10 protein-coding genes are annotated in these 11,176 nt (G+C 51.4%); 2 read left to right on the top strand and 8 right to left on the bottom strand.

Annotated features, from left to right (window positions below; translation table 11 throughout):
• Positions 1-116: 116 nt before the first annotated feature.
• The 5 genes from OMQ46_RS01010 to OMQ46_RS00990 form a co-directional block, all read right to left on the bottom strand.
• Complete coding sequence (locus OMQ46_RS01010; protein ID WP_266235088.1) at positions 117-737, bottom strand: 2OG-Fe(II) oxygenase; 621 nt, start codon at positions 735-737, stop codon at positions 117-119.
• A gap of 111 nt (positions 738-848) precedes the next feature.
• Positions 849-1,379 (bottom strand): gamma-glutamylcyclotransferase family protein, encoded by a 531-nt coding sequence (locus OMQ46_RS01005; RefSeq protein WP_266235086.1) that lies wholly within the window; start codon positions 1,377-1,379, stop codon positions 849-851.
• A 27-nt stretch (positions 1,380-1,406) separates the two neighbouring features.
• Positions 1,407-1,871: a DUF2380 domain-containing protein gene (locus tag OMQ46_RS01000; protein ID WP_266235084.1), complete on the bottom strand. Its 465-nt coding sequence runs from the start codon at positions 1,869-1,871 to the stop codon at positions 1,407-1,409.
• Positions 1,872-2,078: 207 nt separating this feature from the next.
• The gene (locus tag OMQ46_RS00995) at positions 2,079-4,202 is read right to left on the bottom strand and encodes a molybdopterin-containing oxidoreductase family protein (RefSeq protein WP_266235083.1); all 2,124 of its coding nucleotides are present in this window, start codon (positions 4,200-4,202) and stop codon (positions 2,079-2,081) included.
• A 115-nt stretch (positions 4,203-4,317) separates the two neighbouring features.
• Positions 4,318-5,493, bottom strand: a complete 1,176-nt coding sequence (locus OMQ46_RS00990) for a trans-sulfuration enzyme family protein (RefSeq protein ID WP_266235081.1) — start codon at positions 5,491-5,493, stop codon at positions 4,318-4,320.
• Positions 5,494-5,732: 239 nt separating this feature from the next.
• Between OMQ46_RS00990 and OMQ46_RS00985 the strand changes: the two genes are divergently transcribed.
• Positions 5,733-6,074: a cupin domain-containing protein gene (locus tag OMQ46_RS00985; RefSeq protein ID WP_266235080.1), complete on the top strand. Its 342-nt coding sequence runs from the start codon at positions 5,733-5,735 to the stop codon at positions 6,072-6,074.
• 81 nt (positions 6,075-6,155) lie between these two features.
• On the opposite strand, the gene narL is transcribed toward OMQ46_RS00985, so the two are convergent.
• Together narL and OMQ46_RS00975 are read right to left on the bottom strand one after the other, a co-directional pair.
• Entirely contained in the window at positions 6,156-6,800 is a 645-nt protein-coding gene (narL, locus tag OMQ46_RS00980; protein WP_266235079.1) for a two-component system response regulator NarL, read from the bottom strand.
• Between the two features lie 15 nt (positions 6,801-6,815).
• Entirely contained in the window at positions 6,816-8,615 is a 1,800-nt protein-coding gene (locus tag OMQ46_RS00975) for a histidine kinase (protein ID WP_266235077.1), read from the bottom strand.
• Between the two features lie 69 nt (positions 8,616-8,684).
• On the opposite strand from OMQ46_RS00975, the gene OMQ46_RS00970 reads away from it, so the two are divergent.
• Positions 8,685-10,070, top strand: coding sequence for a PAS domain-containing protein (locus OMQ46_RS00970; RefSeq protein ID WP_266235076.1), 1,386 nt, complete (start codon positions 8,685-8,687; stop codon positions 10,068-10,070).
• Positions 10,071-10,117: 47 nt separating this feature from the next.
• On the opposite strand, the gene OMQ46_RS00965 is transcribed toward OMQ46_RS00970, so the two are convergent.
• Positions 10,118-11,164 carry a heme-dependent oxidative N-demethylase family protein gene (locus OMQ46_RS00965; RefSeq protein ID WP_266235074.1) on the bottom strand — a complete coding sequence of 349 codons (1,047 nt, stop codon included), beginning with the start codon at positions 11,162-11,164 and terminating at the stop codon, positions 10,118-10,120.
• Between the last annotated feature and the right edge of the window lie 12 nt (positions 11,165-11,176).

Raw genomic sequence — 11,176 nt, 5'->3', positions numbered from 1 at the left:
GAGCCCGTTGACAGTGACGTCACAAAACCTGCGTGTCGACAGTTGAAGTCGACAACCATTCTGTGACAGGTGGGAACAGCCAGTGTTCCGTGAACAGTCTGCCTACAGTGGCAGACTTATTTGAATAATGATTTCAGCTTGGCGCTCAGCCGGTGAAAAAAGCGATGTTTGTTGCCTGCTGCATGACTGGTCAGGAAGTTGATCTGAATCGACTGTCGTTTGCCTTCGAAACTGGGGTAGCCATGCCAGCAGTTGTCAGTGACTTTAAACGCCATCAAACTGCCCGGGCCGGGGGCGATTTCCTCGACATAATCATCCATGTCGTGCTCACCTCGCAGTACACGCAGTCGGCCGCTGTCTGCCGACCATTCCGGATTGAGGTAAATCAGAATTGTCGCCACTTTGGTTTTGGAGTCAGTATGAATCCGGCCGTCTTTCTTGCGGGAATAGCCCCGCAGCGTAATCATCATCGGTAAATCCATGACTTTGACATCGAATTTGTCACAGATAATACGACGGAACGCGGGCGTATCAATCGAGTCGATCAGGGACTTGAACGTCGGATGCATTTCGACATCATCAATGTTGTAACTGCCACCATCATTTATCGTCGGAAAGGCGTCGATAATAGCGCCCACCTTATCTTCATCAATCGCTCTGTCGACCGTGAAATACGGGTAGGGATCCGTGTTAATGGGGGCGTTGGCCAGTGCATCCAGTTTGAATACGTTTTGCATAAAAATGTCACAATTTCCTGATAATCTATAAGGTTACCATGCGGCCGTGACGGCAAAAAGCATTTTATCTTTTGCTGACCTTTTTTATTACAAACAGAGCCAAGCCCACGCTTAGTGATGGATTGTCAGTTCGTCCTGACTGCGTTGTTGATTCGGATCTTCCTGTGTCTCCACAGCTTCAATCCAGGCTATATATTCGGCTGGCAGCGCATGCTCCCGTGCGCCCTCAAGCACATGACGTTTATACCAGGGATAGGGTCGTAATCTCGGTTCGATGTGAATTGCAAGGTAAGTCAATGCCGTAACCCGCTTACCATCCTCCAACTCGACTTCCACCTGCGTGATTTGATAACCGGCCCCTTCACAGCTATCCAGCTTGGCCTGCTCATCGGCATTAAACAGAAACAGAATGCCGTGAGTGACATCATCGGCCTCATCGGTTTTAAAGGCATCACACTTGGCTGAATTATCGACTGTACTGTGTTTGTGAAACCGCAGCTGATGACCGCGCAGCCTGGCTCTGGCGTAGAAACTCGCTGATGGCACCCTGGCCTGGAGCCGTTTGCTGGACATATTGGACCCATAGGCAAAGTAAAGCACCTGCTCGTGTTGCGTAGAAGCTGGCTGGTCACGCTTTGTCATCGTGGATAGTAATCAGAATAGCGGGGCTCAGCGAGATGACAACAGCGCATCAAGGTCTTTCATGACGTTGTCGATATTTCTCGGAATCGTCTCCGGTGCCCGCCCTTTTACTTCGGTTTTGAATTCTTCCAGCATTTTGCCGGTCTCGACATCAACCACCCGCAGCATGATGTAGGAAAACAGATAGCTGGGCTTGTGATAGCGTCCTACAACAACATAATCCGCATCATATTGCTGACCCAGATCAGCGGCGGCATCAGGTCTGTCAAACAGGAAACCGACGCCTTTATCAGCTTGTTTCTGCGCTTTGGCGTCGATTTCAACCAGTTGATAGTGGTCGCGTTGTTCAACACCCTCGCGAATCAAGCTTTGTGTCAGCGCCAGGTTCTGCTGATCGTTGGCTGCGATTTCTGCCCGCTTTTTTGGGTCAGTCACTTCGAGTGTCAGATCCCGCAGCTCCATATCCAGAACGGCGACTTTTGTCTCTGCCATCACTGCACCAGACATGAATAACGCGAATGAAACGAATACTGACAATAAAGACTTCATACTGCTCCTCAACATCAAACGTGACGATTTTTTGGATAATAAAAATGACATTGCACTGCTCCAACAAACGTGAAGCAGTGCAATTAAGACGTCTCAGATCGCCTGAGACGTTGAACGGCTATCTAGCGAACTAGACAGTGTTGCACGGTCTCAGTTCGCCAGACTGACCTGCACCAGGTTATCGGTGAAAGTGGGCGCATGACCCATATCAACGAACTCAGCCGAACTGACACAATTGACTGTGCCTTTATTGAGCTGACGCCAATATCCCAGCGTCGCCACCACAATGCCCGGACTGACATCATCGGTAATTTGTGCCAGCCCCTCGAACGCACCGCGCTGATTGAACACCGTCACTTTGTCACCACTTTGTATGTTTCGTGTGTCCGCATCCGCAGCATTTATCATCACGAACTGTTCACCCTGACCTTTAATTTTGTCGTCGATATTGGCGTAACAGGAGTTCAAAAAGCCATGACTTTTCGGTGAGATGATATTGAGTGGAAACTCACTGGCCAATGTCGGGTTGGACTCAGTGGTTTCGCGGGACGGTACATAATCCGGCAGGCTGTCAATCGGCTCACCGGGCTGGAAGCCTTCGTACATCTGACGGAAAGGCGGTGCTACGAAGTTGGTCGCGCCTTCCACCATAAAGTGGCATTTGCCGCTGGCTGTCGGAAAATTACCCTCTTTGTGGGGCACCCGGTTATCACGGGTACCGACATTCAGACGGGCAAAGCCATGCTTGCGCAGATAGGCCAGATCGATGCCTTCGCAGGCCGGTGCATCCCAGTCCACGTAGTTTTCCAGACACTCCGAATCAGACCATTTGAAATTCTCTTCTTCATAGCCCATCTTCGCTGCCAGCCGGCGGAATATTTCATTATTCGGCAGGGCTTCACCCGGTGCTTCGGCACATTTCTCGTTATAGGTCAGATATAAATGCCCCCAGGACAGGATCATATCCTCCATTTCCGCCCCCATGGCTGCGGGCAACACGATATCCGCATAGGAGGCCGTATCAGACAGGAAGTGCTCGGCCGAGACCAGGAACATATCCTCACGCATCAGCCCTTCAACAATCTTGTCGGTTTCCGCGGCCTGAGTCACCGGGTTGGCATTCCAGCACATCATCGATTTAATCGGCACATCCAGGTCCATTTCGCCATTAAGCGCACGACCAATCTGAATCGCGTTAATGACGCGGGTGCCTTCCGGAATCAGGTCCGGCCGGCTGATCACATCAAACTTGTAAGGATGCTCCCACACGGGGAACTGTGTGGCCCCGCCACCGACATGACGCCAGGCCCCGGTCAACGCTGGCAGACAAGTCACAGCGCGAATCGCCTGCCCGCCACCATAATTACGTTCCAGTGCGACACCGAGCCGAATCGCCGCCGGCTGCGTGGTGGCATATTCACGGGCAAAAACCCGAATCTCCTCAGCGGGAATACCGGTGATTTTCTCGGCCCACTCCGGGGTACGGGTTTTAACACGCTCAGCCAGCTCCGCAAAGCCGACGGTATAGTTATCAACGTAGTCCTGATCCTGCAGGTCTTCCTCGATAATAGTGTGCATCATTGCCATGGCCAGAGCGCCATCGGTACCGGGTTTGGGTGCAATATGCCAATCGGCCTCCTTGGCAGTACGGGAACGGTACGGGTCGATAACCACCACTTTGGCACCACGCTTCTGAGCATCTTTAACAATATGCCAATGATGAAGATTAGTGCTGACCGAATTACAGCCCCAGATCACGATAAATTTGGAATGAATGTAGCTTTCCGGATCCAGTCCTGCCGTGGGACCCACGGTCAGCAGCCAGGCTGTACAGGAACCCTCACCGCAGAAGGTCCGTTCACAGACAGTGGCCCCCATCTTGTTAAAAAAGGCATCGCCGCCATTGAGACCATGCACCAGTCCCTGATGGCCAAGATAACTATAAGGAATAATCGCCTGCGGCCCGTATTCCTCGATGATGGCTTTCCAGCGGGTGGTGATCTCATCCAGCGCTTCATCCCAGCTGATTTGCTCAAACTGACCGCTGCCTTTGGGACCGGTACGACGCATCGGATGAAGTAAACGATCGGGATGATAATGCCGTTTTTCGTAGTCTTTGAGCTTGACGCAGAGACCACCGCGGGTCATTGGATGTTCGGCATTACCTTTCACGGAAATCAGCTTGCCGTTTTCAACTTCAAACACCATAGCGCAGGTGTCGGGACAGTCATGTGGACACGCACCGTGATGCGTTGTTTTCAAAACACTGGCCATTTCTCTCTCCTGTAATCATCTGATTTTTATTATTTTTGTTATTTTTCAGGCTTCAGCCCTAATCAGGACTATACACCATTATCAGACGGGAAATTTGCCCAGTAATGTGTTGAATTTACGCTAGCCCTGAAAGCGCCTGTTCCAGGTCAGCAATCAAATCCTGTTTTGCCTCAAGCCCGACAGAGAGACGAATCATTCTGTCACTGATACCGGCCTCATTCAGTAGTACTGATGGTAATCCGTAATGGGATGTAGCCACTGGCTGAGAGACCAGCGTTTCAGCACCGCCAAGACTGGGGGCCAGGGTCATGAGTCTGAGTTTATCGGCAAACTGCCTGGCTACCGAACCCTCGCCTTTAAGATCGAAACTGAGCATACCGCCATAGCCCCGCATCTGTCGCCGGGCTAATTCGAAACTCTCCGACCGCTCAAGTCCCGGATAATAGACTTTATCTATCATCGGATGCTGTTCTAGAAACTCGGCCAGCGCCTGCGCATTCTGATTGTGCCGCTCAACCCTGAGAGGCAGAGTCACCAGACTGCGTTTCAGTTTGTGCGCCACCTCCGGCGCAATTGTCTGCCCCAGGCTCTTACGCCACTCATTGAGTTCAATCATCTCGCGCTCACGGCCGGTGACGACACCCGCAGTCAGATCACTGTGACCACCAAGGTACTTAGTCGCGCTCTGCACCGAGAAATCGGCGCCTAATGCCAGTGGCTGCTGGTTAACCGGCGTGGCAAAGGTGTTGTCAACGGCAAGCCTCGCACCATGCTGATGGCTAAGTGCTGCCATTTTCTCAACATCCGTGATTTTCAGTGTCGGGTTGGCCGGGGTTTCCATAAACACCAGTGAAGCCCCCTGCTGCAATGCTGCCTCAAACCCGGCGCGGTCATCACTGCGGATAAAGCGAGTGTCGATACCCAATGTGGCAGCCTGTTGCTGCAAAAACGCTGTGGTGCCACCGTAAATCTCGCCCAGACAGACAATACCGCCCTGGCCAAAGGCCAGACACAGGGAGCTTATCGCAGCCATACCAGCGCCAAATGCCAGCGCCGATTCAGCGCCATCCAAAGCAGCCAGACGCTGCTCCAGCGAGGTGATGCTGGGATTCATCCCATAGCGGGTATAGAAAGCAGCCTGTTTACGACCTTCCACGACATCAAGTAGCGCTTCGGTGTCGGCAAAGCTGAAGGTCGTGGTGTCATATAAAGGCGATATCGCGGCACCGTGAGGGTCATCTATCTGACCACTGTGAATGGCCCTGGTCGATAAATCGTTGTCTTCTGCCATTACCCTATCCTTATGTCCTGAACCGTCGAAGCTCAACTTAGGCTTATCCGTCTGCGCCGTCAATTCGAGCACCATCAGGGCGGAGGGAAGGTGCTCTCCTGCCATCAGCAAAGCGCTGTTATTACTGGATTTAATGCGTTTTTATACTCCCTAATGAGTAAGCCTTCTTGAGAATTGTCGCTGTTTGCCCGGGGCTATTTAATGCGAGTGTCATTCATGACAAACAATTGAGGTAGACAATGAAATACAAACAAAACGCAATTTCAGATCCACAGCCTTCCATGGGGGTTGACGGTGTGGATGCGACCCTTGGCGATACTTTTGTCTCAGACAGTAAAGACAAAACCCTCTGCGCCGGTTTTTTCCATCTGAATAAAACCGACAAACCACTGGTCTATACCTATGATTACGAGGAAATGAAAGTCATCGTTGATGGTGAGTTTGTCATCACTGATGAATCCGGCTACAAGGTTCATGCTAAGGTCGGTGACGTATTCTTCTTTGGTGACGGTGAGACCATCACCTTTGAAACGCCCACCCGTGGCGTTGGTTTCTTCACCGGTCAGCGTCAGCCCATCTGAACTGACTAGTGATGATCTGCTGCAGCAGATCGCAACAAAAACGGCCCGCAAGCGGGCCGTTTTTTTATGCCTGTAAAAAGCTCAGTGTCTGGATTTTTGTTGATGACGCCAGACTGCCGCTTCCAGGCGACTGGTCAGATTGAGCTTACGCAGCAGATTCTTGATATGCACTTTAACAGTGGTATCGCTGATCCCCAATCGACGTGCGATATTCTTGTTGTTCATGCCCTCGGCCAGGCATTCCAGAATTTCTGTTTCGCGTTCAGTCAGATTCACATTCTCGGCTGTTTTAGATTCGGGTTCGAGTACCGCACGTTTCAGTACATCGTTCAGACACTCCTGCAATACCGTGACGCCACCAAAAGCTTTCAGTAAATTGGCGCGCAGTTCTTCCGGCTCCATGTCCTTGAGCAGATAACCATTGGCACCGGAGCGCAATGCCTCCAATAAATCATCTTCGGCATCAGACACCGTCAACACCACAATATGTGCCTGCGAACCGGCCTGTTTAAAACGCCTTAAAGTTTCAAGCCCGTCCATACCTTTCATATTCAGATCCAGCAGAATGATATCCGGTGACAATGCCGGTTCTAATTCCAGGCCCTCCAGACCGGAAGCCGCCTCACCGACCACCTCAAACGCCGGATCATCGGAAATAATCTGTCTCACTCCCTTGCGAAACAGCGGGTGGTCATCAATCAGCATGACTTTGATGGTTTCACTCATGATTTTTCTCTTCTTTTATTGTGCCAGTTTGGGGGTGAAGATCAGCCTGACACGGGTACCGCCATAGCGACGGTTCATGACCTCAATATCTCCCCCTAAATTATATGCCCGTTCTTTCATGATCGCCTGACCGTGATGGTCGTAGGTAGGCGAAGCCGGCGTTAACCCCATACCATTATCATCAATAATCAATTCCACCGCGCCACTACGCAGCATTCGCATTAAAACCGACACGGCAGTGGCACCGGAGTGACGCACGATGTTGGACAGGGCTTCGCGAACCACATGCAGAATATGAAATTCCTCATTTACCGTCAGTCGGCAATTGATCAGACGATTATCCAGGGAGATGCAGATATCGGAGCGCTGAGAAAACTCATCAATCGCGGCCTGAATCGCATAGCCCAGACCACGCAGGTCCATGTGCACACGGAACGTGGTCAGTAATTCACGCAGCTCACGATAGGCGTTATCCAGGCCTTCACGCAGTTCTTTGATCGCATCCGCCTGTTTGGTCTCGTCGAGCTGTGTCGACTGCAGCCTTGCTACCTGTATCTTCATAAAAGACAGTGACTGCGCCAGCGAGTCATGCAACTCCCGGGCAATCGCCGAGCGTTCTTCCAACACCGCCAGTCGCCGCCCCTCTTCATCATGACTCTGGTACTTGGCCACCATCGCCAACAGGTTGGCCGTAATTTCCAGCACTTTGATTTCCGAGTCTTCCAGCAGCCTGGCACGCTCCATTTCCACCAGCAACACACCAATACCGTTACTGGCACTGGGAAAGGAAACGGCCAGGCAGGCAACCGCTTGATTATCCGGGTTATGATCCGTGAAGTTGAGCATGCCGGTGGCCATAAGCTGGTCAAAACGTGCATCACTTAACGGCGTCGGCTGGTGGTGAGAAAAGATGATGCGCTCGGAAGTGATCACCGCCGCATCATCCGTATAAATTAACGCCGCATTGCTGAAGTTAAACACCCGCTCCAGCGAATAAAGCATTTTCAGTAAAGTGCGCTCGCTCATCACATCTTCGCTGGCACTTTCAATAAAATGCAGCAGAAAATCCTGTGCCCGGATCAGGGTCTTGACCTGTTCACTGGTTCGGTTAGCCCAGCTGATTTCAGCGTCAGCGCCCTGGGCATGAGCGGTGACTTCAGCAATACGGCTTTCAATCAGCGCGAATTCATCGTCACCGCTGCGACTATCGGGACTGTGAACACGTTGATTGATAAAGCGCAGCATATTATCAAAGCGGTCAACCAACAGCTTGCGGGCCGATATAGCAATCACCAATGCGCAACTCAATACAAAGATCAGGCTCACCGACTGCAACAGACCAATGACTGAGCGTTTAATCTCACTGTCTTTTTGCAAAGCCAGATTGAGTGCATCATAGGATTCCGCAATGCGTTCTGCGAGTCGCAGCTGTGCCGTCAAGCGCATATTGTAGCCAGCAACCTGGTTAAAGCTTGACTGTAGCTGTTCCAGCCGATGAACTGCCTGCCGGATGTCAGGGTTCTCCTGTTTCAGCATCCATTGCACATTTTCGTCATCCAGACGCAGATAATTCTGCTGCATATCCGTAAAAGTGGTGTTGGCTTCCTTCGGAGTGACGGCATTAATAAAGGAGAGTTGACGGTGCCAATAGACCTTTTGTGTGTTGACTTTGTCTATGGCTGCCTGGCTGGAAGGGATATAATCAAGCAAGAAGAAATTACTTGCCTGCATCAGCAGCACTGTCAACAGCAAGCAGCCCAGTAACATTAGCAACTTGGCATACAGGGTGCGCTGACTGAAACCGTTGACCAGCATCGAAATTTGCCTGAATAGCGAATTGATCCGCCGCGGTTTATTGACTGTAATCACATCAGAGGCCTGACAATGAGTTTAATTCTCTTTTCCATGGTGATGCTCAGTACCATTTTTGTATTGATTTTCGGTTTCTGGTGGGACAGTACTGCCCCCTTCAAAGTCCACCTGGCCGTGCTTGCCAGCAGTGTGGCTACAGTCATCTCTGTGATCATGGTTATCAGTGTCTATCCCAGACTACAGCGTCGACTGAAATTACAGACACCCAACCGCCTCGACAACCTGAACTGGGGCCAGGATATTTCCGCCAAGCTGTCCTCTCCCGCTGCTGTCATCGACGGTTTTAATATCAAATTCGCCAACAGCGCCTTTCTCAAGGAACTGGGCCTGACCGGTATGTCGGAGTTTGTCAGTGATATGCCCCTGACTAATCTGGTTCATCCCAGTAACCACGATCAACTCAATCAGTTCATCAGTCAGCAGGAAGAGGACAATAACCGCACCCTCTCGCTGCGCATGCTGTATGTGGATGGTACGACAATCCCGGTTCACATGTCATTGTCACCGCTCAACCGCGAACAGCAGCCGGATATGTACCTGCTGCAGTTTTCTCTGACCACCGTCTCACACCCTGTCACTGAAGACGATGATGTCAAAGCCGCTCAGTGCCGCCTGTTGTTGGAGCGCATTGAACAAATCGTATTTCAGGTGAACGTCGACCTGGAGCTATTGTTCGTTAACCCGGCGTGGCAGCGATTGCTGGACTATACCCCTGATGAAACCATAGGTCGTGAACTGTTCCGCTTTATTCATCCTGAAGATATTCCCCTGGCTGAAGCCCGTCTGCACGCATTATCAGAAGGTAAGCGGCAGCATACCCAGTTCGAACTGCGTTTGATCGCCAAAAACGGTATGTCACAGTGGTGTGAAATACGCGCTACAACCACATCCAAATTGAAAGGTGAACGCAGCAGCGTCATTGGCACGCTGACCGATATCAGTCGTATGAAACAGGCCTCTGAAGGGCTCAAAGCCAATGCCCGGACTTCGACTGAAATGATTATGTCGCGGATCCCGGCCATGGTATATCGCTGTAAAAACGACCGTAACTGGTCGCTGGAATATGTCAGCACCGGCAGCCTGGAAGTCACCGAGTATCAGCCTTATGAGCTGGTGCGCACCCCCAGCACTTCCTATATGAGCCTGATTCATCCCGATGACCAGTCCGGCTGTTGGGAGTATGTCCAGCAACAGTTGACTAAACAACAGGGTTTTCAGCTGATATATCGGCTGATTACACGCTCGGGTAAAACCAAATGGGTGTATGAACAGGGCCGGGGCGTATTTTCCGGTGCCGATGAACTACTGTCACTGGAGGGCGTTATCACCGATCTGCAGTGTGATGATTACTATCAATTACAGCAGGGGCTGGATCATATGCTGTGCTCACTCAAATAAAAGCCCGGACAGCATCACTGTCCGGGCTCCGTTCAGTATTACAGGGCTTATTCCGGATGCGTGCCCAGCTCCAGCTCTGAGCCATCATCCATCGGCGCCAGGTGATCAATGACCATCTGCCGATAGAAATCCAAGCCTTTGTACTCAGATAAATCCGGATGCAGATTGGTCAACACACGGCGCAGACGCTTAGCCCAGCGCGGGTAGGTCGCCAGTTCATTCACACTCGCGAGATAACCACGCACGCTGAAAGCAATCGCGTTGCTACGTGGCAAGCGGAACAACGCCTGTAACTCTACCCGCAGATGCACTTTGTCACCCACGTTTTCCGGTGTGACCGACACATTGTCCGGTCCCCACAGCGGGTAGTTTTCCGGTGAGGTATCCAGTCGTGGATTCACTGTCATGGTCCAGTTCAGCCGGCGAACCGGACTGCCATATTGCAGATGCAGTAGGTACTTCAGGGCACGGTCGAAAATACCCAGTTCATTGGCCTGTGGCACCGGACCATGCCACTCCTTGAAGGACATGCCGGCATCAAACGCCATTGACCAGTCGGCCTGGCTGGTAACGATGCCCATATCGGCAAACAGATCGTCATCACGCTGATCCAGAATAATCCAGTCACCCTGCACCTGCCGACCGACAAATTCGAAGGGTTGCATCGGCAACGTGGATTGATCGCCGAAGACAAACTTCTGATCGATACCCAGCGGTTTATTAATCCAGTGCCAGTTATCACCGTCTTTAGTCAGTTGAAACTGTTCAGGATAATCCGTGGACAATGACTCCATCATCAGTTCCACCATATCCCACTGCGCATCCATCATATGCGGCAAAGCGATGTAACGCAGCGGATCGTCTTCCAGCACCAGGGCCCGATCCGCACATTCAGCGACATAATGCTCATCGACATCAATAGCGTGCTCAAATACCGATCCCGGTGCGCCACCGTTGTGCTGTTCAATATTGACGCTGTACATGTACTCGTCTTCAGCAAACGGGAATGGGAAACGGCGGATCGCTTCCGCAGAATTGCTGAAGCTGTAATCGTCACGGAAGGTTTCTTGTTTGAATGCAAGATTCTTAGCCATATTCATCATTTA

Source organism: Methylophaga sp. OBS1 (assembly GCF_026319365.1).
The sequence above is the reverse complement of the archived record's forward strand: the minus strand, read 5'-3'. Positions and strand labels throughout refer to the sequence as shown.

What these genes read in the sequence shown, in the direction of transcription:
- OMQ46_RS00965 (WP_266235074.1), bottom strand. Translation starts at nt 11,164, where the DNA reads ATGGCTAAGAATCTTGCATTCAAACAAGAAACCTTCCGTGACGATTAC.
- OMQ46_RS01005 (WP_266235086.1), bottom strand. Translation starts at nt 1,379, where the DNA reads ATGACAAAGCGTGACCAGCCAGCTTCTACGCAACACGAGCAGGTGCTT.
- OMQ46_RS00995 (WP_266235083.1), bottom strand. Translation starts at nt 4,202, where the DNA reads ATGGCCAGTGTTTTGAAAACAACGCATCACGGTGCGTGTCCACATGAC.
- OMQ46_RS01000 (WP_266235084.1), bottom strand. Translation starts at nt 1,871, where the DNA reads ATGGCAGAGACAAAAGTCGCCGTTCTGGATATGGAGCTGCGGGATCTG.
- OMQ46_RS01010 (WP_266235088.1), bottom strand. Translation starts at nt 737, where the DNA reads ATGCAAAACGTATTCAAACTGGATGCACTGGCCAACGCCCCCATTAAC.
- OMQ46_RS00975 (WP_266235077.1), bottom strand. Translation starts at nt 8,615, where the DNA reads ATGCTGGTCAACGGTTTCAGTCAGCGCACCCTGTATGCCAAGTTGCTA.
- OMQ46_RS00985 (WP_266235080.1), top strand. Translation starts at nt 5,733, where the DNA reads ATGAAATACAAACAAAACGCAATTTCAGATCCACAGCCTTCCATGGGG.
- OMQ46_RS00970 (WP_266235076.1), top strand. Translation starts at nt 8,685, where the DNA reads ATGAGTTTAATTCTCTTTTCCATGGTGATGCTCAGTACCATTTTTGTA.
- narL (WP_266235079.1), bottom strand. Translation starts at nt 6,800, where the DNA reads ATGAGTGAAACCATCAAAGTCATGCTGATTGATGACCACCCGCTGTTT.
- OMQ46_RS00990 (WP_266235081.1), bottom strand. Translation starts at nt 5,493, where the DNA reads ATGGCAGAAGACAACGATTTATCGACCAGGGCCATTCACAGTGGTCAG.